This window comes from Lacticaseibacillus porcinae (assembly GCF_003946305.1).
Taxonomy (GTDB): domain Bacteria; phylum Bacillota; class Bacilli; order Lactobacillales; family Lactobacillaceae; genus Lacticaseibacillus; species Lacticaseibacillus porcinae.
In genome coordinates, this window is record NZ_RHNS01000003.1 from 140,832 (window position 1) to 163,112 (window position 22,281).

19 protein-coding genes are annotated in these 22,281 nt (G+C 48.6%); 7 read left to right on the forward strand and 12 right to left on the reverse strand.

Annotation, left to right across the window (positions count from 1 at the left end):
• Window positions 1–21: 21 nt before the first annotated feature.
• The 3 genes from EKM92_RS04415 to EKM92_RS04425 all read left to right on the forward strand — a co-directional run bounded on the left by EKM92_RS04415 (window position 22) and on the right by EKM92_RS04425 (window position 3,439).
• The gene (locus EKM92_RS04415) at window positions 22–1,959 is read left to right on the forward strand and encodes a hypothetical protein (RefSeq protein ID WP_125708273.1); all 1,938 of its coding nucleotides are present in this window, start codon (window positions 22–24) and stop codon (window positions 1,957–1,959) included.
• A gap of 13 nt (window positions 1,960–1,972) precedes the next feature.
• On the forward strand, window positions 1,973–2,395 hold the full coding sequence (locus EKM92_RS04420; RefSeq protein WP_125708275.1) for a GtrA family protein: 423 nt from the start codon (window positions 1,973–1,975) through the stop codon (window positions 2,393–2,395).
• 231 nt (window positions 2,396–2,626) lie between these two features.
• Window positions 2,627–3,439, forward strand: a complete 813-nt coding sequence (locus tag EKM92_RS04425) for an alpha/beta hydrolase (RefSeq protein ID WP_125708277.1) — start codon at window positions 2,627–2,629, stop codon at window positions 3,437–3,439.
• 84 nt (window positions 3,440–3,523) lie between these two features.
• Here the strand turns inward: EKM92_RS04425 and EKM92_RS04430 are convergent, their stop codons facing one another.
• The 3 genes from EKM92_RS04430 to EKM92_RS04440 form a co-directional block, all read right to left on the reverse strand.
• A complete protein-coding gene (locus tag EKM92_RS04430; RefSeq protein ID WP_164509897.1) occupies window positions 3,524–4,174 on the reverse strand; it encodes a TetR/AcrR family transcriptional regulator in 651 nt (216 codons plus the stop codon).
• Between the two features lie 82 nt (window positions 4,175–4,256).
• Window positions 4,257–8,534 (reverse strand): 2-hydroxyacyl-CoA dehydratase, encoded by a 4,278-nt coding sequence (locus EKM92_RS04435; RefSeq protein ID WP_125708282.1) that lies wholly within the window; start codon window positions 8,532–8,534, stop codon window positions 4,257–4,259.
• 190 nt (window positions 8,535–8,724) lie between these two features.
• The gene (locus EKM92_RS04440) at window positions 8,725–9,522 is read right to left on the reverse strand and encodes a metallophosphoesterase (RefSeq protein WP_125708284.1); all 798 of its coding nucleotides are present in this window, start codon (window positions 9,520–9,522) and stop codon (window positions 8,725–8,727) included.
• A 155-nt stretch (window positions 9,523–9,677) separates the two neighbouring features.
• On the opposite strand from EKM92_RS04440, the gene EKM92_RS04445 reads away from it, so the two are divergent.
• The gene (locus tag EKM92_RS04445) at window positions 9,678–9,980 is read left to right on the forward strand and encodes a type II toxin-antitoxin system HicB family antitoxin (RefSeq protein ID WP_125708286.1); all 303 of its coding nucleotides are present in this window, start codon (window positions 9,678–9,680) and stop codon (window positions 9,978–9,980) included.
• Window positions 9,981–10,041: 61 nt separating this feature from the next.
• On the opposite strand, the gene EKM92_RS04450 is transcribed toward EKM92_RS04445, so the two are convergent.
• From EKM92_RS04450 to EKM92_RS04465, 4 genes are all read right to left on the reverse strand, one after another.
• Window positions 10,042–11,436, reverse strand: a complete 1,395-nt coding sequence (locus EKM92_RS04450) for an FAD-dependent oxidoreductase (RefSeq protein ID WP_125708288.1) — start codon at window positions 11,434–11,436, stop codon at window positions 10,042–10,044.
• 114 nt (window positions 11,437–11,550) lie between these two features.
• Window positions 11,551–12,246: an EAL domain-containing protein gene (locus tag EKM92_RS04455; protein WP_125708290.1), complete on the reverse strand. Its 696-nt coding sequence runs from the start codon at window positions 12,244–12,246 to the stop codon at window positions 11,551–11,553.
• 140 nt (window positions 12,247–12,386) lie between these two features.
• Window positions 12,387–13,730, reverse strand: a complete 1,344-nt coding sequence (locus EKM92_RS04460; protein WP_125708292.1) for a threonine/serine exporter family protein — start codon at window positions 13,728–13,730, stop codon at window positions 12,387–12,389.
• Between the two features lie 638 nt (window positions 13,731–14,368).
• A complete protein-coding gene (locus EKM92_RS04465; RefSeq protein ID WP_125708294.1) occupies window positions 14,369–15,997 on the reverse strand; it encodes a peptide ABC transporter substrate-binding protein in 1,629 nt (542 codons plus the stop codon).
• A gap of 94 nt (window positions 15,998–16,091) precedes the next feature.
• Between EKM92_RS04465 and EKM92_RS04470 the strand changes: the two genes are divergently transcribed.
• Complete coding sequence (locus tag EKM92_RS04470) at window positions 16,092–17,195, forward strand: GGDEF domain-containing protein (protein WP_125708296.1); 1,104 nt, start codon at window positions 16,092–16,094, stop codon at window positions 17,193–17,195.
• A 99-nt stretch (window positions 17,196–17,294) separates the two neighbouring features.
• On the opposite strand, the gene EKM92_RS04475 is transcribed toward EKM92_RS04470, so the two are convergent.
• From EKM92_RS04475 to EKM92_RS04490, 4 genes are all read right to left on the reverse strand, one after another.
• Window positions 17,295–17,516, reverse strand: a complete 222-nt coding sequence (locus tag EKM92_RS04475; protein ID WP_125708298.1) for a hypothetical protein — start codon at window positions 17,514–17,516, stop codon at window positions 17,295–17,297.
• Between the two features lie 45 nt (window positions 17,517–17,561).
• Complete coding sequence (locus EKM92_RS04480) at window positions 17,562–18,101, reverse strand: hypothetical protein (protein WP_125708300.1); 540 nt, start codon at window positions 18,099–18,101, stop codon at window positions 17,562–17,564.
• Window positions 18,102–18,765: 664 nt separating this feature from the next.
• Window positions 18,766–19,233, reverse strand: coding sequence for a YtxH domain-containing protein (locus EKM92_RS04485; RefSeq protein ID WP_125708302.1), 468 nt, complete (start codon window positions 19,231–19,233; stop codon window positions 18,766–18,768).
• Between the two features lie 15 nt (window positions 19,234–19,248).
• Entirely contained in the window at window positions 19,249–19,674 is a 426-nt protein-coding gene (locus EKM92_RS04490) for a DUF948 domain-containing protein (protein ID WP_125708304.1), read from the reverse strand.
• Window positions 19,675–19,812: 138 nt separating this feature from the next.
• Between EKM92_RS04490 and EKM92_RS04495 the strand changes: the two genes are divergently transcribed.
• Window positions 19,813–20,688, forward strand: a complete 876-nt coding sequence (locus tag EKM92_RS04495; RefSeq protein WP_125708306.1) for a mechanosensitive ion channel family protein — start codon at window positions 19,813–19,815, stop codon at window positions 20,686–20,688.
• 90 nt (window positions 20,689–20,778) lie between these two features.
• Here EKM92_RS04495 and cbpB read toward each other — a convergent pair whose 3' ends face one another.
• A complete protein-coding gene (gene cbpB, locus EKM92_RS04500) occupies window positions 20,779–21,258 on the reverse strand; it encodes a cyclic-di-AMP-binding protein CbpB (protein ID WP_125708308.1) in 480 nt (159 codons plus the stop codon).
• A gap of 156 nt (window positions 21,259–21,414) precedes the next feature.
• On the opposite strand from cbpB, the gene EKM92_RS04505 reads away from it, so the two are divergent.
• Entirely contained in the window at window positions 21,415–22,146 is a 732-nt protein-coding gene (locus EKM92_RS04505; protein ID WP_125708310.1) for an MIP/aquaporin family protein, read from the forward strand.
• Window positions 22,147–22,281 lie beyond the last annotated feature (135 nt).

Here is a 22,281-nt window from a genome sequence, read left to right on the forward strand (position 1 = left end):
AAGTAGAAAGAAGTCCTGACCATGACGCGATTACGCCGACCACAATTTTTACCAGGATTTTTGGCAGTGTGTTTAACTGTCGGCGTGATTGCCAATCTCTGGACGCAAAATGCATCACTCACTGGGATCATCGTCCTAGTCGGCAGTGCTATCTTGCTGACGATTTGCAAATTACTCGCGCCGAAGCTTGATGCCTTAAGCCCTAAAATCGTGACGCGGGGGTTGTTAGCAGCAGGCGGTTTGATGACGATCGCCCAACTAGCGATTCTCAAATGGTTGCCAGTGACGGTATATCACGATCCTTACCGCGTATTATCGCAAGCCGATCAAATGGCTGCTGGCCACAACGTTTGGGCGATCACTTATTTTTGGCGCTACCCGAACAATGTGCCGTTAGCTTACTTGTTGTCGCTGTGGTTGAAATTCACGAATTTGTTTGGCTTGACGACCAACACCAGCATTCACTTGTTGTCACTGATTGTTTTAGACAGTTTCATCGTGTTGATGCTGGGGATGGTTCGGCGTTTATCTAAACGCAACAGTGTCGTGATCGGCGCGGCCAGCTTCCTTTTACTGACGCCTTTTGCTTACACGTATTACCTGCAAGTCTTTTATTCTGACTTGCCGGCGATGTTGATTTTGTTGGCGCTGTTTAGTTTGCTGTATGCTTGGCCGCATGGTAACTCGGTATCGCGGTGGTTTATGGGTTTTGGTTTCGTGGCCATCGCGATGCTTGGGCAACTTCTGAAGCCGAACCTTATCGTCTTATTGCCTGCCATGGCGATCGTCTTAGCACTGCTAGTTTTTCACAAAAAAGGCCACTGGCGGAAATTACTCCCGATCGCGTTGATCATCGTTGGCTTTGGCCTCAGCGTACCGGCGAAGTCCATGATTTATCAAGCAAGTAATTTCCATGCTGATCAACAATTTCAACTCCCTGCTGCTAACTGGATGGTCATGGGGTTGAATCAGCATTCAAATGGGATGTATTCTGGCAAAGATGTCGGCACCGCCATTAAAATCGGTAACCAGAAACGCGTTCAAGCTGCTGATGTGAAAACTATTAGCACCCGCGTCAAAACGCTCGGTCCCGTCGGCTTGTTGAAGCTTTGGGTCGTGAAGCTGGGGATCTTACAACGCGTTGGCGGCATTAAAAACTGGTATAACGGTGGCTTCCGCGCCGCCCCTGCATGGGTGCAAAATCACGCGAACTTCTGGTCTTATCTCACACAGATCAGCTATTTGATCGCCAGTGTCACCTTGTTGCTGACGTTGATCGCACGGTTGTGGACTTGGCGCATCGATTATTCCAATCCCACTGACTTATTAGTGTTGCTTGCGATCACCACCACGCTTGGATTGTTCGCTTTTCACACCTTGTTATGGGAAGTGGAAGAACGATACGGACAAATCGTTTTGCCGATGTTGTGGTTGAGCCTTGCAGGCATCAAATCATCGCGCCGTGAGCGCAAAGCGCACAAGGCACTGCTGCCTGCTTTACTGACGGGACTTGCGATTGTCGGATTCGCCGGCTCAAGTTTCATGGCACAACAGTATCCCCAACATCAAGTCGTCGCCGCACAACGCTCCCAACTTTCAGTACAATATCACGCCAAGCCACATTTGACGCAACCTGGTACCACGATGACTGAAGCGATCACCTTACGCGGTCACGCCAACTACTTGTCCGTTCAAGTTCATGCTGGCTCGACTGTTGAAGCCACTCTCACTGACAGCCAAGGTCACGTCTATTCAATGTATGATGCCGGATCAGTTTATCGCCTACATCATCAACTCAAGCCTGGCACTTACACCATCACCATCAAAAACACCACCCACTCGGCGCAAAATGTCGATGTGGTCAAAACGAATAATTATCAACTTGCTGAACATCCGTTGATCATCAACGGCGTCAAACATCCGCATGCTAGCTTCGTTTTCACGTGCATGGAAAAATAAAAGAGGTCATATCATGGAAAAACCAATCACTTCAATTTACAGCAAATATGGCGAAGCGTTGCGCTATTTGATCGTCGGTGGCATGACCACTGGAATCAACGTCGTCTTGTTCTTTGTTTTGACGCATGTCGGCATGGCGTGGTTTGGCGCAAATTTAATTGCTTGGGCTGCGAGTGTTGCCTTTGCTTTTGTCGCCAATAAACTGGCTGTCTTTCACTCTAAAACCACTGACACATGGGGCGTGATCAAAGAAGCAGTGGGCTTTACCGCTTTGCGCGGCGCAAGCCTTGGTGCTGATACGGTGATCTTGTTCATCGGCCTCACCTTGTTGCACGGCAACACCTTAGTTGTGAAGTTGATCGATCAAGTGATCGTCATCGCCTTGAACTATTTGTTTTCTAAAAAGCTGTTCACCGCTGGAGGTGAGGCCGCTTAACACCACCGCACTGACCCGCCCACTTCACTTACAATTTTATATCACACAAAACGCACTGTAATGCGGTTTTGGTGCGGCGCATCCCCATTTATCGACTCGCGCTCGACTTGCCTCAGTTCGGCCCCCCGAACTGAGGCTTTTTTCTGAGAAAATCTCAGCAAATGCTCTTGAAACCTGAATAGTGCCGCTTTCGAAAATTCCCTACACTTTAAATAGAAAGGAAGGGATCACGTGAAGCGACTTGCGATTTTATTACTGATGTTGATCGGCTTGGTGGCAACCACTAGCCGCCCAGTGCACGCGGCATCAACTGCCAGCCTGCCGGTCACTTTATATCTGCACGGCGCGCATGGCAATCAGCGCTCGATGAGCCACCTTGTTAAAGCTGCACAATGGGACGCTGACGCTAGCGTGATCACTGCTAAAGTTGATCGACAAGGCCGAGTCAAATTCTCCGGTCACTGGCACGCGCACGCGAAACAACGTTTGGTGAAAGTCGTGTTTGCCGACAACAAAACGCGCAATTACGATACCCTTGCCACATGGCTACATACAGTATTGCTAGGCTTACAACAACAGTACAACGTGCAACAATTTAACGTCGTCGCCCACAGCCTCGGCAACGCTGGCCTGCTATTCTACGAATTAAAATATGGGCAAGACCAGCAACTCCCGCAACTGAAAAAATATGTCGCCATTGCCGGCAACTTTGACGGCATTCCAGGCAAACACCGCGGCCAACACACCAACTGGTTGACGCCTTCTGGCAAACCTGCCTGGCTAGCACCAGATTATCAATTTGCCTTGCAACATCGCGACGCTTTCCCTCGCGGCGTGAAAGTCCTGAATTTGTTTGGCGATCACCACGATCATCAAGATGGCAAAGTCCTTAACGCCTCGTCGCAATCGTTAGGTTATTTACTCCGCGGCCGCCTCGCGAGTTATCAAACGCATACTTTCTACGGTAGTCATGCAACACATTCTGGTTTGCGTAAAAGTTGGCGCGTCGCTGACATGGTGGATCACTACTTGTTCAACAGTTAAAAATAGGCGGCTCAGAATTTTCTGAGTCGCCTTATTTCGCCACGCAAAAAGGACACCTTTCACAGATGTCCTTTTTCCACGAAACTAGTCGCGAGGCGTTAGCCCAGCACATAAGAATTCCACCGCATCATTGGTCACTTTTTCGCAATCCACTGGCTGATCATCCATGATGACATTCGGGATCAAATACCCGATCATCACGCTGGTGCAATAGCGCATGATCCGCATTGACTCCCAACGGACGAGTTCGCCGTTATCTTGGTAGACTTTGAAAATATCATCAAAGCTTTCACGCAAGAGATCCGCTAACATGTTGGTCATTTTCACCAAGAGTTCAGGATTTTTCCCGATTTCTTGAATGAAGATCTTCATTTCCGCACGGTTTTCCATCACAAAGCGAATGCGATCTTGGATCCCGTAAGTCAACAGGTCTTTGAAATGCGGGAAACGTTGCGCCGCCAAGTCTGAGACGAAGGCCCCTGCTGCTTGCGGCATCACGCGATTGAGAAAAGGCCCCAAAATCGCTTGCAACAACCCTTCTTTGGTGCGGAAGCGTTTGAAGATGGTCCCTTCTGACACGCCGGCGTGATGGGCGATGTCCGCTGTGGACGTGGCGTCATACCCTTTTTGTGCGAATAATTCTAAGCTGGCTGCTAACACCGCTTGTTGTTTTGGTGATAAGTTCTCGTCTTGTTTGGTCGCTTGACCGAAAATTGTCTGTAGTGCGTCTGTCATACCCATTCATCCTTACACTGTCTTTAATTAGAATATAGCACTTTCATGAGCGCCGTGGCTCAGGATGATAAAAACTTAACCATTATGCATGCACAGCGACTTTTTCGTCGAGGTGCTTGTTGGCAGTGGCTAACATTAAGCGGATCCGGTTAAGTTGGTTGACCACAGAAGTCCCGGGATCATAGTCGATCGGCGCAATGTTGGCGCCTGGGAATTGCCGGCGGAGTTCTTTGACCATGCCTTTGCCGACAATGTGGTTTGGCAAGCAACCAAATGGCTGCATGCAAATGATATTTGGGACACCAGACTTCAACAATTCGATCATTTCACCAGTTAAGAACCAACCTTCACCAGTTTGATTGCCAAGGCTCAAGATCTTAGAGGCATCGTCTGCGACTTCTTTGATTGCTTCGATCCCTTCAAAACGCTTCGACGCCGTCAACGCCTTTTGCATCGGTTGTTCACACCATTTGATCAAGCCCATGGCAAATTCGGCAAAATACTTCGCTGAGGCTTTGGCGCCAAGGTGATCGTATTTATAAAGTTGGTTGTACAACGAGTAATTCATGAAGCCGACGATGTCAGGGACAACAGCTTGAGCGCCTTCTTTTTCAAGCAAACGCACCACATTGTTGTTGGCAATTGGGGAGTACTTGACTAAGATTTCACCAACGACCCCGACTTTTGGTTTGACGATGGATTCGTCTAATGGCACCGTGTCGAAATCTTTAACAATTTGGGCGACATTTTTCTTGAATTCGCGGAAACTGCCTTTTTCCACTGATGGGCGGACGAGTTCCAACCATTGGTCATGCATTTTGTCGATCATGCCTGGTTCGGTTTCATAAGGCCGGGTGCGATAAACGACCCGTTCGAACAAGTCGCCATATAAGAAGGCGATCGCCACACGCTTGAGCAGCGGCAAGGTGAAGGTGAAGCCTGGGGTTTCTTCAACACCTTGGTTGCCAAGCGATAGTGAAACCACTGGTACTTGGGCAAAGCCGGCATCTTTGAGGGCTTTGCGGATCAATGGAATGTAGTTCGTTGCCCGACAGCCACCACCAGTTTGCGTCATCATCACCGCAGTTTTGTTCAAGTCGTATTTGCCAGATTGCAAGGCTTCAAGCATTTGGCCGATGGAAATGATCGCGGGGTAACAAGCATCGTTGTTGACGAACTTCTGGCCGACATCGATGGACTTGCGGTCATCCATTGGTAAGTTGACCACGTTGTATCCAGAAGCGCGCAAGGCAACGTCGACTAAGCCATGTTGATGGATCGGTGACATCATTGGCAGCAGTAAGGTATAACCTTCCTTCTTCATGTCTTTAGTAAAGCCCACTGGTTTTGGATCTTCAGTGAGTTTTTCAGGCATGATCTTGCGCTTCGTGCGTTCAGCAACAGCGGCTTTCAATGAGCGTAAACGAATACGGATGGCGCCCATGTTAGTGCCTTCGTCGATTTTAAGCGAAGTGTACAGGCGGTTGTATTGGTTCATGATCTCTTCGATTTGATCAGTATCGATCGCATCGATCCCGCAACCAAAAGAATTCAATTGCACAAATTCAAGTTGTGGGGTTTTAGCGGCGATGCGAGCCGCAGCGTACAACCGTGAGTGGTAAGTCCACTGGTTGACGACGCGCAGCCCTTTGACATCCCCGAGATGGGCGATTGAATCTTCCGTTAACACATGAAAACCTTCTGCAGTCATTAACTGAGAAATGCCGTGGTTAACTTCAGGGTCCAAGTGATATGGACGGCCGGCTAACACAATGCCGTGTTCGCCAGTGTGCATCAACATTTTCATCGTGTCTTCGCCGCGGTTGCGGATCTTGAGTTTGAAGGCTTCCAGTTCATCATAGCCGGCGTCTAAGGCGTCGACGATTTCAGATTTGGAGACTCCGAGATCTTTAAAGCATTCGTACAGCGATTCGGCACAAGCTTTTTTGTCGGCGAGGTTCAAATAAGGGGAGCGATAATCCACTAACCCTTGGGTAATTTCATCGACGTTGTTTTTAATGACAGCGGGATAAGATTGGACGATCGGGCAGTTAAAGTGGTTGGCTTGCGCCTTATCTTCTTCGACTTCGTAAACCACTGCTGGGTAGAAAATGCGTTTGTAGCCTTTGTCGATCAATGCTTGGATATGGCCATGAACTTGCTTGGCAGGGTAACAAACCGTATCAGAAGGAATAGTTTCCATCCCTTTTTCATATTGGTCTTTGTTGCCTTTAGGGGATAATTCTGCGCGGAAGCCAAGCTTGGTGAAGAAAGTCTGCCACAATGGGTAGTTTTCATACATGTTGAGAACGCGGGGAATGCCGATGACACCGCGAGTGGCCAGCTTTTTGCGCAATGGCTTGTAGCTAAACAGCAACTTGTATTTTTCTTCGACTAAGTTGATCTTGCCGTTTTCTTTTTTGAGGTGTTGGCGCAACCCGCGGGCTTCGCCTTTTTCACAACGGTTACCAGTGACAAAACGCCGACCGTCGTTGAACACGGTGATAGTCAAAGCACAGTTGTTTTCGCAGCCGCCGCAGTGCATGTATTCTTTGGTGAACGACAGTTTGTCGAATTGATCCACTGACAACAGTGTGGTTTCGTCGCCTTCGTTGTAGGCATCTTCGGCAATCAAGGCGGCACCATAAGCGCCCATTAACCCGGCAATGTTAGGGCGGATGACTTCAACGCCAGCGATTTTTTCAAAGGCACGCAACACGGCTTCGTTATAAAAAGTCCCGCCTTGGCAGACAATGTGTTTGCCCATATCTTCAGGCTTGCGCATTTTGATGACTTTGAATAAGGCATTTTTAATGATGGAAACCGACAGTCCGGCGGCGATATCACCGATGCTGGCGCCTTCTTTTTGCACTTGTTTGACTTTGGAGTTCATAAACACGGTGCACCGCGACCCTAAATCAGAAGGATGCTTAGCTAACAAGGCCGCTTGAGCGAAATCTTTGATATCGTAGTTCAAGCCAGTGGCGAAAGTTTCCAAGAATGACCCGCAACCACTGGAACAAGCTTCATTCAATTTAATAGTGGATAAAGCATCGTTTTTAATGGTCATGGCTTTCATGTCTTGGCCACCAATATCTAAAATGAAATCGACATCTGGTTGGAAGTAATGGGCAGCGCGATAGTGAGCGACAGTTTCCACTTCACCGATATCTACCATTAAGGCGTTTTTGATCAAATGTTCGCCGTAGCCAGTGACCGCAGTTTTGCCGATGGTGACGCCTTTTGGCATATGGGCGTGCATGTCGCGCAAGATCTGCTTGGTTTTCTCCAGCGGATCGCCGTCATTAGAATCGTAATAAGTATATAAAAGCTTATTGTCATCAGACATCAAGGCGACTTTGGTGGTGGTAGAACCAGCATCGATGCCTAAGAAGGCAACGCCTTGATAACTCGCTAAGTCGCGAGATTCAACGCGCGCTTCAGCATGACGTTTGCGGAATTCTTGAAGTTCATCGTCGTCTTTAAACAATGGGTCCAGTGAATGGGCTGGGTGCATCCCAGAGTCGTCGCCATGTTCCAGTTTGTCTTCTAAGGCAACCAAGGTGGTGACAGGTTGGTCAGTGGCATACAAACAAGCGCCTTTTGCGACGAATAATTGGGGATCTTCTGGGAAGATCACTTGTTCAGGTTCCAGATGCAAGGTGTCGATAAAATGCGCCCGCAGTTGATCCATAAAGTATAATGGGCCGCCTAAGAAAGCGACATTACCGCGGATCTTGTGGCCTGCAGCGAGACCTGAGATGGTTTGATTAACCACCGCTTGGAAAATCGACGCCGCGATATCTTCTTTATGCGCCCCATCATTGATCAACGGTTGCACATCAGTTTTGGCAAAGACGCCACAACGCGATGCGATCGGGTACATGGTTTTCGCATTTTTTGCTAATTCATTCAACCCATCAGCGTCAGTTTTTAACAACGTGGCCATTTGATCGATGAACGCCCCAGTCCCGCCGGCACAAGAGCCGTTCATCCGTTGTTCCAACGAGTCACCAAAAAAGGTGATTTTCGCATCTTCGCCGCCAAGTTCGATGGCAACGTCAGTTTGTGGGATCAGTTCTTCAACCGTTTTAGTGCAGGCAATCACTTCTTGCACAAATTTGAGTTGGAGTAAATTAGCGAGGCCCATGCCGCCAGAACCAGTGATGGTGCAAGCTAATTTCGTGTTAGGACCGAGTTCTGCGATCGCCTCGTCTAACACACGCTTGCTTGCAGCCTTCACATCGGAAAAATGCCGTTCGTAACGGGCGAACTTCGTGTTGTGATCTTGGTCCATCACCACTAACTTCACCGTTGTTGAACCAACATCGATGCCACCGTATAGGATTTCTTCTTGCATGCTTTCACCTCAAAATTTGGATAGTAACTACTCACTTAACTGGTAGTGTACACCCAATTTGATAATTTCGCATAGGAATATGGTCATATTGTCACAAGTTTGCGAGTTTTTGACGCTATGCAGGTAAGATTTAAACAAGGCGAAACTTTTATCGTAAATAAAAACAGCTTCGCTTGTGCGAAACTGTTGCTTACTGCATGTCTTCAAATTTTTCGATCAATTGTCCAGAGTCACTTTCCAATACCACAATATTGCCAGACAAGTTGTCGGCCCCGCCGTGATTGCCACCATCGATAAACAATCGCGCAAATTCTCCGGGATATTGCACAGAATAAACTGGATGTTGACCAAAGTTCATCATTTTGGCGGGATGGACATCCCCATCATAACGGCCTTCGATGTAACCTGTTGGCGTGTGGCCAGAGATGATTGTTGCTGGCAGTGGGTTATGGGCAAAGACCCCATCTTGTTTGCCATACCAATAATCTTCGCGGGCCCAAAGCTTCTGGTCTTCTGGCGTCAACGACACGGGATTAGACAATGAGAGATCATAGCCGGCATGCACAAACCGCAATTTACCAATGGCATATTCAAGCGGCAAGGTATCCACCCAGGTCAACAAACCGGCATAGCTCGCTAACAACCGCTGACGATTTAACGCATCGTCTTCGGCATGACCGAACTTTTGGTCGATGGCATAGCGCATCGTGTCGCTGCCGCCGTTGAATAACCAGGTTTTGGCTTCAGGGTCATTCAAATAATCCAACATGATCTGTTCGTGATTGCCGCGCAGCACCACGGTCCGATCTGGTTCAGCTAAACTTTCAGCGCGTACCGCGTGCAACACATCAAAGCCTTGGGCATGACCATCGATGTAATCGCCGATAAATACGGTGATGGCATCTGGATACGCTTGTTGCAATTGATGTAGACGGTCGAACACCGCCATTTGCCCGTGAATGTCCCCTAATGCGATCACCCGTGTCATCTCGCACCTCCATTAAGCTGATTATAAGAAAAAAACGGTACCAACAGATTGCATGGAGGTTACAATTTGTGGACAATGTCGCGGCGCTAAAATTTGGCAACTCGTTCATCATCAGGTATGATGACGTCAACAATAACTTGAACAGGAGGATCAGCATGACTGAACCGACATTAGTTTATCCGGTGATCATCACCGAGTCCAATGACGATGGTCACTACTTCACAGTAACCTGTCCCAACATTTCTGGCATGGTCACACAAGGCGACACCCTTGTTGAAGCGAAAAAAGCAGCCCTCGACGCCATTGCCACGATGATAGATGGTACTGATTACCCACAACCTCAAGATCCCACGAACTGGCGACTCGAAGCAAATGAGTGCGTTGTCTATATCACAGTCGACATGGCGCAGTGGTATCGAGAAAAGCAAGATTGGTTGACTGGTCAACCAATCCACTGATCGTTAACCTCACGCGCCTAGCAAAAAATGGTGCCTTTGCGTTCATCGCAAAGACACCATTTTATTTGCGTCCGCGGACGCCAAGCGCAGTAAACTGCGGCGTTTTAAACCCAGCTTCACGTTCATGCGCCACCGCCATCCCCGCAGCTTGATTCAAATAATTATTCGGTTCATTGAAATGTGGGGAAAACAACATATCCACCACCGCTAAATCGTCGATGGTGTTGTTATTTTGAATCGCGATCGACAAGGCATTGGCACTTTGGGCAACTTCATGCGTCGACAACAACTGCGCCCCTAGCAACCGCCGCGACAAACGATCATACACCAAAGTGATGGTCAACTTGCTAGTGTCTGGCATAAACGCCGGCCGCCATGTCCCGACCCAAGTGATCGTATGTGGCCGCAACCCAACCACGCGACTAGCTGCGGCTTGAGTCAAGCCGGTGCTCGCGACACATAAATTAAACAACATCATCGCACTAGTCGCTTGCGTACCATAATCGATGCGTTCTTCACCGCAAGCATTCAATCCCGCCATGGCCCCTTGACGCAAAGCACTGGAAGCTAGAGGAATATAAGCAGGTTGGCCGGTGGGATTAAACAAGCTGGTGCGGCAATCCCCTGCGGCAAACACATCAGGATCGCTGGTTTGACCGAATTCATTGACCACCAAGGCACCATGGCGATCACAAGTTAATTGCTCGGCGACAAGCGTTGTCGATGGAGTAAAGCCAGTGGTGGCAACTGCCAAGTCAAAAGTGAACTCCCCAGCACGCGTCCGCAAACCAACATGATCAGGCACATCGACAAAAGACCGCACTGGCGTATTCAAATGCACGACGACGCCGTTTTCAGATAAGCGCTTGGTCACTGTCGCGGCATTGTCTGCGTCCAAATAGTTTCGCAACAATTGACTGCCAGATTCAAAAATAGTGACTTTATGCCCAGTGTGCGCATAGGCTTCAGCAAGTTCAACGCCGACATAACCGCCGCCGATCAAGGCAATGTCCACTGCATCTGAGGCAGTATTTTTCACCGCTTGGGCTTCTTTGGCGTCTTTGCACAACAAGACGCGCTTGGCGTCAGCACCAGTCAACGGCGGCAGTGCATGCCGGGCACCAGTGGCCATGATCAACTTGTCATAATGCACAGTGCGCTCTTGTTGGGTTTGGATGTCGCGGGCAACCACCGTATGGCCGGCGACATCTACTTTTAACACATTGTGATGTAAATAAACTTTTGCCCCAAGCTCCCGCAACGCTTGTGGGGTTTGGTAATGGAGTTGGGTCAACGCATCAACGGTGCCACCTAAATAAAGCGCCACGCCGCAAGCTAAAAAGCTGATATCATCATGGCGTTCAAAAATCGTCACCGTATGTTCTGGATGACTTTGCATGATTGCTTGGGCCGCTGCCGTCCCTGCATGGGTACAACCGATGATCACAATTTCCATATGCATTACCCCTTTAACCACAATACCACTAGTTTGGACCAGACAACCTCAAGCGTCAAGAGCTACGGCTAAACCGTTTACATTCTGCAATTTTAAAAAAACGGCCGCAGCCGCTTATGGTAACGTTTTGAAATCTTCAGCGATCGGCAAAGTATGTGGTCGCCCGAAATAAAACCCTTGCACTAGATCTGGAGAAAAGGCTTGGATCAACCGCACATCTTCAGGATCTTCAAATCCTTCCAAGGCAAAACGTTTATGCAATCGATCGGCGCGCTTGCGCCACACTGCCACTTCTGCCGCAATTTCTGCGATCGACATTTGATCGCGGACGTTTTGTAAAGCAAATTTATATTCACTGACGAAAGGATCCAACGCCTCAACTAACGGCAATTGATTCTCACCAGTGCCAACATCATCAAGGCACACCCGCAACCCAGCTTCTTGAAAACGTTGTGCCGCCGCCACCAGATCTGATAATGCAATCGTCGCGCTACCATGCCCGCGGCGTTCAGTCAATTCGATCACCAATGCATAATCGAGTTGCGCTTGCACTGCCACTAATAAATCGATGTATTTGGTATCGATGAATTGTGCTTGATCTAAGTTAAATGACACCAATTGAAAATCTTGCGGTAAGGTTTTTAACGTTGCCCCGATCAAATTCGCCATGGTGTTTGGTGAGAATTGACTAAAGTCTGCCGGCAATTCCCACTCACCATCAGTGGTTTGTTTTTCCCGTAAAAATAATTCATAACCAGCCAGTTTACCTGTGGCTGCGACATATTTCGGTTGTCCCCAAAGTCTTAACATACATTTTCTCCCAAGTTCAGTACGCTCATCGTATCATATAAAAATATTTGTTGAAACTAGTCCGGACACGTTGTATACAATTTAACGTTTTCATTGACAATTTTTTTCATAAAAAAATCGGCACTAGGCCGATTAACGATTTATCCAATATGTCGCCATGAACGATCGGTTAAGATCCGCGCTGCGGCTAATCCTAATGGTAATGCCACCACCATCAACAACGCTTTGACCATCCAGCTGGCCCCAACGCCTAAGCTGTCGAGGCCTAAGTTAAACATCGCGCGATACATATAGAGCCCAGGCACCATGATCACGATCGATGGGACCGTCAAGGAAATCCGCGGATAACCGAGGCGCCGGTTTAATGGACTCGCTAGCAACCCTGCGAGCAATGCCCCTAAGAAAGCAGCAACTGCTGCAGGCATCCCAAAACCTGCTAGCTCCAATCGCAACGTGTTGGCAAGGGCTCCGATGATGCCTGCGATCGCAGACATCTTCACTGGGGAGTTGAACATGATCGAAAAGCCGAACACCCCACACCAAGACGCCAACAACCGCAATAAACACAACGCGATCGGACCTAACCCCAATTCAATGAAGTTTTGCGGTTGCAAGTGGACGATCATCGCCACCACCCAACCAGTCAACGTTGCCACAGTGATCACCATGATCGCGAAAGTCCCGCGTTCAAGGCCTGAGCGCATGTCTTGTTTGGCAATGTCTAAGCCGCTGGTAATGAAGGGAAATCCAGGAATCACGAACAACATGGCACCGATGTACCCGGCTTCATGGGCTTGCGATACCCCAAAAGCTAATTTTAATAATCGAAAAACGATCAAGTACACCACGCATGCCGCCGCTACTGACACTGCAGTCGACGCGATGACCGTCATTTTGTGTCCGCCCATGATCCGTCGCAACCAGTTGCCGACACCAGCACCGAAGAAACAACAAAACATTTCAATCGGCCCGCCACCTAGTAAGAAAACAAAGGCCGCACAAGCAAGCGCAGACGCTAAGCCGACTTGCAGTGCCGAAAAGTTTCCGGGCTTGCCAGCAATGGCATCTAAGCGATCATGAATTTCTTTATCCGTCATGGTCAAGCAGTTGCCAGCAAAGTTATCGACAAAGTCTTCCATCGCCGTCAACTTGTCGGTGTTGACCCCACTAGCTGGCAGCGACAAGGTCTGAGAATAATGATGGCCATGTTCAAAACAGGTATAACTTAAGCTCGTCAACCCAACATCTGCGGCACAAGTTAACCCTAAGTTGCGAGCAATGGTGTCCATCGCCGCACGCACCCGCCAGGCCCCAGTCCCACAGCTGAGCATTAACAAGCCGACGCGGCCAACTAAAGCGGCGCGTTCACTTAAGCTAGCTTCAGTGATCGGGCGATCTTCTTGAGCGAAGGTGTGCCAGCGAATATTCATATGATGGTGATGCGATGGGACGATACGGGTCTGGTTTTCTGGACTAGAACTCATGGTTAAACTGCTCCTTCATCCCCGATGACCTCGGGTAAACTAACTTATAGCCTACCACTTGCTGGTGTTTTCTGAAAGTTGTCGGACCAAATTCTGCAATTTGTTGCGTGATCGATCATGGCGAGATGAAAGGGGCACTCCAGCTGACCAAGGGTTGCGTGGAGAGGGTCCTCAGGAAAGCTAGCCGAGATGTGTCGCTGCGCTCCCCACTCGCCGGATCTTTCCTTGCGGAATCCTGTAAGCAAAACCCGCTAACAGGATTCTCACCACGCAACCCCGGTCAGCTTCCATGCCCCTTTCATCTCGCTTCGGCCAGTCACACATATTGCAATTGATTGGCCGTCACACGAATTGCACCTCAACGTGCGTGGAAACGACACATTCGTTCGTCGACGGCCACAATCCTATTGATACACAGTGTTGCGACGTAGACACGGCGGTGAGTGGTGATCGGGACGGAAGCTGGCCGCCGGTGCATAGTGGAAACGCAGTTGGCGGGTTTCGCCTACTGCGTTCCGCAGGTCGAGATCCACTTTGCTCATGAGCGTAGCGAATGAACAAAGTTAGCTCGGCCGAGGACCTCCATTATGCACCGGGGGCCAGCTGGAGTCCCGATCACAACTCACCGCCCCCACATCTTAGTGCGTCCGCACATATTCGTAATTGATCGCACCACTTGGCATCATTGGAAATTGTTTGATGCCATCATCAAGCAAGTAGGCGGACCCCCCTTGGAAAAAGCCTGCAGAAGGGACTTGTTCCGTCATCAAGTAACGCTCAGCTTGTTGCACCAAAGCTAACCGTTGCGCCGGATGGGCACCAGCTTTTTCAATTTGTTTGGCCATCGCATCAAACTTCTCATCGGTGTAGCCGGTGATGTTCAAGCGACTGCCAGTTTGATAAAACGCCAATAAATTCATGGGATCAGCATCCCCTGGCGTCCACGTGGAGAATACCAATTCGAACTTCCCAGCAGTTTCTAACGCGACGCGCTTTTCCAACGAAACTTTTTTGATCGTGATGCTCAATCCTGGCAAGTTATGTTCCAATTGACCCGCTAAGTATGTCGCTGCAAGGTTTGCGGTATCGTTGTCAGCGATGGTCAAGGTCAAATTCAAATGGTTGGCGCCCATTTGCTTTTTGGCGCGATTCCATGCAGCAGTGGCTTTGCTTAAATTGTAAGGCAGCAGTTCACCAGTTGCTGCGCGGTAATCTTGACCGTTCGTCATCGCCGTGAGTCCTGCAGGTACCAACCCATCTAGTGGTTGCGCACCATCACGTAATCGCGATTGCGTGAAACTGTGTTTATCAAAAGCTTGGGCGATGGCTTTTCGCAAATCGGTGTTCGTCGTCGGTCCGGTGGTGGTATTAAAGAAAATGAAGGCTTCAGTACTGATCCGCTTAGTGTTGAGTTGCCGCGACCCTTTAAAACTTGGAACTTGTTGCGGCGAGAGTGCCGCATAATCAAACTTCCCTGCTTCAAACTGCTTAGCGCCTTTGGTGGTGTTAGCTTCTGAGGTGAAGTCGATACTTTTGACTTGGACCCGTTTGGCGTGATAATAAGTTGGGTTTTTCACATAACGCCAAGTGGTGTCATTGGCCCCTGACCAATCAGTGATCCGATATGGCCCGTTAGCAAGTACCCGCGTGGCATTGGCGCCATAATCTTTGCCCCATTTTTCAGCAAATTCTTGATTGATCGGCAACATTGGGGTATCTGATAAGATCTCAGTTAAATAAGGATTGGCTTGTTGCAAGTCCACTTCCAAGCGATTTTTGGATAAGGCGCGCACCCCTAAACTTGAAACTGGCTTTTTGCCAGTGCGGACAGCGGCCCCATTTTTCAAAAAGTCGATCCGTGAGGCATTGCGGGCATTGGTCTGGGGATTGGCGAGCTTCTCCCAAGCGTACACGAAATCTTGGGCGGTGACGCGAGCACCATTACTCCAATGATATGGCCGCAAATAAAAAATATAGGTTTTCATATCAGCAGACACATCAGGTTTGCCGTCAGAAATCGCGTCAACGATTTGCCCTTTGGCGTCGCGCGCGTACAACCCGACCACAGTGGCGCCAATGGTGGTACTGGCGGTCAGCGACGAATAAGTGGTTGAATCTAGCGTCTCCACTCGACCACTTGTCGCCACCCGCAACGTGTTAGCCGTGGTATCGACTTTCGTATTTTGTTGATGTAAAAACACCCCAGTGCTAGCCAAGGCCACGATCCCCACGCCGACCACCAATTCGAGTAGATGATGCTGCTCCATTTTTCCCGCGCTCCTCTTAAAATATGTCTATGAATAGGTTAATCCATGGACTATGATATTCATAGAAGTATTTTTCTAAAGATGGAGGTTGTCTATGTTTGATTGGGGCAATTGGGTGATCGAGACGATCATTGCCGCCTTCTTCATTTCCGGATTTGTGGTGTTCTACAATTCGCGCCTGATCACGTTATGGGATCTCGCACGATCACAAAAGTTAAACGAGCATGTCGCTTCGACAGTTTTCATCTATTTAATGGTGGCCTTTTGTTTGTTTGCCACTTGGGCCAATCCTAACAATTCAACCGCGTATCTCAACTGGGCGCTGTACATTTTATTCATTCCCTTAATGGATGACGACATCGTCCCCCTTGAATTTCTCGCCAGGTCCGCTGGGATCATCGGCTTTTGGTATTACACCAACACGGTGCACGCCGGCACCTTTTATGTGTCGTTGGTGGCAGTCTTGGTGATCCTCGGGTTGATGTTCAAATTCCATGCCCAGATCCACAGCCACTTGTTGTTAAATATCGAAGTCACCGCTTGGATTGCGATTGCCTTTTGGATCACGCAAACGCAATTGACGCTGACCGCTAACTTAATGGGCTCGGTGATGTTTGTGTTGATGAACTGGTTCACCAGCTTGTATTGGTCGTCAGAACGATTAGCGAACTTGGAGCGCAACCGCTTGGAAAAACAAGTCAATTCTGACACGTTGACGAAAGTGGGATCGTTTTTCGCCTTTAAGTCAGATTCCGCATCAGCGTTAGCACAAGCGCAGCGCAACAACACGCCACTGACCTTGGTGATGTTTGATATCGACCGCTTCAAAAAAGTGAACGATACTTATGGCCACGCTGCTGGCAACGCCGTGTTGATCGGAGTCGCCGAGCTGGTCCAAAACGCTGTTGACACCACGCTTTATCGCACTGGCGGCGAAGAATTCAACTTGGTGTTCAACGCCCCAAAAGCGCAGATCTTACCGTTGATGCAACAGATCCACCGCCAAGTGAAAAATGCCGACTTCGTCTATGAAGGCCAACATATCTCAGTCACCTTATCGATGGGCATCACCGTGTTAAACAAAGGCGATTTAAGCTTTGAAGATGTTTATGAACGCGCCGACGCGAATTTGTATCTCTCCAAACGCTCAGGACGTGACTGCATCACTGTCGACGGCCAACAACTGGCGTTAGCGTAACGCGAAACCCCTTCAGTATTTGTTGAAGGGGTTTTTGCTTGCTCAGAATTTTAAATGATAATTGTCGAGTTGTTTCGGGTCCCAAATCGGTTGATTGCGTTATCGTTGTGTCGTCAACCAATTGGGATCATAAAACGGAATGCCCTCCCGTTCAAACTGTGCTTTTTGTTGGTTGACCCGCAGAAACGTCACTTGCCATAAGTCTTCGGCTTTGCGGTGTTCCGCATCTTCTTTGTCGGTGTTGAATTTGAGATCGCGGGCGTCACCGTAGCTATAATGTTCGACATGATTGACATTCATGATGAAGATGGCGATAGGCAAGCGAGCGTTGCGTTCATCAGTATAATGTTTGTGAATCGCATCTGCTTAATCTGTGAGGGTTTTGGTCCGTTCAGCTTGATGCTGACTGCCTTGATCAAAACGACTGATAAAGGCTTGCAAGAGTTGATAATAAGTTAATGTGTGATTGGCAAAAGCCTTAATACTTTGTTCCAATTGCCTCATTTGTGCTGGCCAATCCGCACAACGTGGATGGCCACGAGTCTTCAACCAATGGCGAAAGAAATTGATTTCAGCGCCAATTTCTCGCTGTTGTAGCCGTACCGCAAGTTTATGATCAGCGCTGGAAGTAATCAGGTTGACTGATACCAGATGACCTCTCGAACTTAATGGTTTCTCATACGCCAAACTCCCCGTTTTTTGCGCGAACACCGGACCGTACTCAGCAAATACAGTTTGTGGCGGCCAACCAAGTTGTTCATGTTTGCCTCCGCGAGCAACGCGATTGGCCCCTAAGATCACAACATCGCGCCACCAGATATGGCCATCAGGCATCAGCATCATCATGCGGATCGCACCTGCAGTGACAGCACGAATTTGAAATTGTTTGCGACTGTGCATCAACATCTTGTCACCCCCTCTATTTTCATTGTGAGGGCAACTGACTGAATTGAAAAATTTTAAGCCTTTAAAACGGGCAAAAAACTTTTCCGGCACTCAACATCACCGATACAAAACATTTACAAAAAGTTTCTGGTCTTAAGGGTTGACTATCGGTCTTGTCGGCAGTATCATGTCAGTGAATTCTATGAGGAGTGGGTGGCTGAGCGCAGGTCACTCGTATCACTTCGCGACGGGTGGAAGTGCCCGCTAAACTCTCGGAGACTATCCCGTAGCATCTGGGCTTAACTGTCGAGCGCTGCTAGATCTCCAGTTCCAAAGTGCCGGTACTGAAGGGTCCCAGTCGTGGACTCAAACCAGTTACAGCCGGGAGTAGTGCCCTCACGGTGACGTGAGACGCAAGGCGACGTCTGTTTGCGAAAGGCAGTGCAAAGCCGATTAGCAACGAACGCGGTTGAGGTCTAATAAGCCAAGGCCCGCAGCAACGTCCTTGATATTGTTGAGAACCGCATGAACGTAATTAAATGGCATACAGCCTGAAGTCCACGAAATAGGCATCTGTTTCGTGGACTTTGTATGCGTTGCGTTAAATTTAGGGATGGTCCTAACATCGTACTTTAACAACGGCACAAAAATACCACCGCACGCGGCGGTGGTAAAAGTATATCGATTAAGCTTCTGGATCTTCAGGTTTGTCTTCTGTTTCAGCTTCTGGCGCTGCTTCTTCAGCTGGTGCCTCAGGTTCAGCAGGAGCTTCAGCGTCTTTGGCTTGAGCAAAAGCGGACTTGCCGTCTAAGACGATATCGTCGAATTCATCAGAATCGGCAACTTCTGGTGCGTCAGTTAATTCGTCTTTCAACGCTTGGGTCTTGGCATCGTAATCTGCCAAATCACCGTCGTCATGTTGGGTGCGGGCTTTGAGGTTATCCACTAGGTCTGCCGCAGATTCGCGCCAGTCAGCAGTCGCATCTTTAGCATAGTCATAATAATCTGCCGCGCGATCTGCTAAGTCGTCTTTTTTCTGGTTGAACTTGTGCTTTAATTCATCGGAAGTTTGTGGGGTGAGCAAGTATGTTGTGGCCAACGCGCTGGCTGCCCCTAAGATAAAGCCAAATAAAAAGTGTGATTTCTTTGCCATAGTACACAATGCCTCCTATTTTTCGCTATCTGATTTCTTCAATAAATTCAATGCTGCTTTACCAACTTTGGCGGCAACAGTGACTTTGCCTGCATTGGCAGCCCCTGCCGTCACTTTCGACGCGAGATTGCGCGTGCTTGCGTTGAGATCTGACACTGACTCGCCGAGTTCGCCGATCGCGTCAAACACCGGATCGATGGCGGCAACTTTGCCGTTGACATCTTCAAGCAAGGTGTTGGACTTGGTCAACAAGGCTTCGACTTCATGGGTCAACGCCCCGAGTTCGCCATTCACCACGTTCAGCGTCGTATTCACTTCTGACACGGTGCCGCGCACCTCTTTGGTCACCCCAGCAATTTTGATGCCGATCACCAAAACTGCTAATGCGATGATCAAAAATGCGATTGCCGCAATAATGCCAGCAATTCCTCCTAACGTCATACACAACCTCCTTCTCAGCCGCTTCTAAACCGCATACACGACCTTCTCCCATAAGAATATCATCATTGGCTTAACCGTTCAAATCATTGTGGAATTTTGGTACTATAGGGTCAGAATCTTTTTTCAGAAAGGACCAACATGTTAATTCTGGCCAAAACCAAAAATCTCGAGCAACAAACTAATATTCTCTTGCGTTATTTGAACAATATCGACTGGGACGGCGTTTTCAACCGCTTAGTCACAGTGGTCGGTGAATTGATCCTTTTCACGATTTTGTTTTTGATCATTCGCTCAGTCGGCAAACGGTTGATCCACCGCGGCTTCACCACTTACAAATCCCGCTCGCAGCTCGCTGGCACCCGCGTGGACACCATGCGGACGTTGATGAGTAACATTTATTCTTACACCGTGATCTTCTTTTACTTTTACGCTGTGTTATCTGTGTTAGGCGTGCCAGTCGGGACCTTGATCGCTGGTGCTGGTGTCGTCGGCATCGCATTAGGTTTAGGCGCCCAAGGCTTCGTATCTGATGTGGTGACTGGGATCTTTATTATTTTGGAAGGTCAATTTGATGTTGGCGACGCGGTGAAGCTTGGCACCATTACTGGCACCATCACTTCAGTCGGCTTGCGCACCACCATTGTGAAATCCGCCGACGGCACCGTGAACTTCATCCCCAACCGCAACATCACCATCGTCTCCAACATGTCACGTTCGGAAATGCAAGTATTGATCAGCTTGCCGATGTCGCCAGATGAGGACTTGTCCGTTGTGCGCTCGGTGTTGAAGAATGTGAATGCGACCCTCAAGCCTGAAACCCCGGCGATCGTCGACGGCCCAGAATTACTCGGCATGTCTGCGGCAGGTGATGGCACTTTCGTTTATCAAGTGATGATGCATGTGTCAAACGGTGAACAATTGCCGGTTCAACGCAAATTCTTAGCCGCGTATTTGAAAGCTTTGGCAGCGGCTGGGATCGATATTCCGACACCGAAATTAAATCTTGGGAACTAAACATCAATAATAAAAATAAAGAAGCCCTTGAGAATTTTCTCTTGGACTTCCTTTTTGTGTCGATTTCATTATGGATGATGTCACAAGCTATCAGCGCGTGACTTCTTCTCGAGGATTCAAATCATAGTACCGATCCAAATTATGACCGATGTAATTGATACCTTTCATCACTTCACGACGGGTCACAATGCCAGTGAAAGTGCCATCGTCTTGCACCACTGGCAGAAAAGCATTGTCCACCAGCAAGTGCAACACGTTTTCGACGTCATAAGGGTTGTCAATCGTCGGGATGCCGGTTTCCATCACATCGCCGACGCAATATTCATCTAAAGCTTCTGTGTTGATGTGTTCCAGGCCCAGCATTTTGTCAGTGATCATCGACAAGCTCAACAAGCCTTTGAACTTGTCGTCGTTGTCAACGACTGGGACTTTGGCGTAGCGGACCTTGGTCAACACCAAAAAGGCGTGGCGCAAGGAATTGTCGCAGTTGACGCTGGCCACCATTTCCCCTGGGATCATGAAATGGTCGCGGTTTTCGATCATCATGTGGTCGATTGCTTGATTAAGCATTTGAACACTCCTTTTTTCGTTCCAGCTTCTATTTTACCGCATTCTCATATGGTAACGCATCCATTTGCTTAAAACTTTACGTCTGCTTAATTCATGTTATATTAAGGTTAGGATTATCTAGCTATTACTTTTTCACAAATTCTTGGAGGAACAACAATGACTTACGACTTGACAGTTCGCCTGGCCGCAGAGTTCATCGGCACCGCCATCATGGTGGCACTGGGTAACGGGTCAGTAGCAAACGTTGATTTAAAAGGGACCAAAGGCAACGGTTCCGATTGGATGTTGATCGCAGTGGGATATGGCGCTGGGGTCATGATCCCAGCCATGATCATCGGCGGCATTTCCGGTAACCACATCAACCCTGCTTTCACCATTGGGTTAGCGGTGTCTGGGATGTTTCCATGGCAAGAAGTCTTGCCTTACTTGCTGGCGCAATTTGCTGGGGCGATTTTTGGGCAAGCGATGGTGGTCGCAGCTTACAAACCGCATTACGATCTCACCACCAATCCCCAACATATCTTAGGCACCTTCTCCACGATCAGCGCCACTAAGAGCAAGACCAATGGTTTTGTGAACGAATTTATCGGCTCATTTATTTTATTTTTTGCCGCCCTTGGCATCACCAAAGCACCATTTTTCCAAAACAACTTAGGCACGGCGCACATGGCCTTAGGTTTCTTAGTTGCCACCTTAGTTGCTAGCTTCGGGGGGCCATCTGGTCCAGCGTTGAACCCAGCGCGTGACTTAGGGCCACGCCTGTTGCATCAACTCCTCCCATTGAAACACAAAGGCTCAAGTGATTGGGGTTATTCATGGGTCCCAGTGCTGGCACCGATCCTTGCTGGCATCTTAGCCATCGCCTTATATAAAAACGTCTTCATGTAACAACCGCTAACCGCCGAGGAAAATCGATTCCTCGGCGGTTATTTTAATGGCTGATTTACTAAACGATCTTTTATAATCTTGACCGAAATCGGCCTTTTGGTCTGGGATAATAAAAAATACTGATGATTTTTTGTT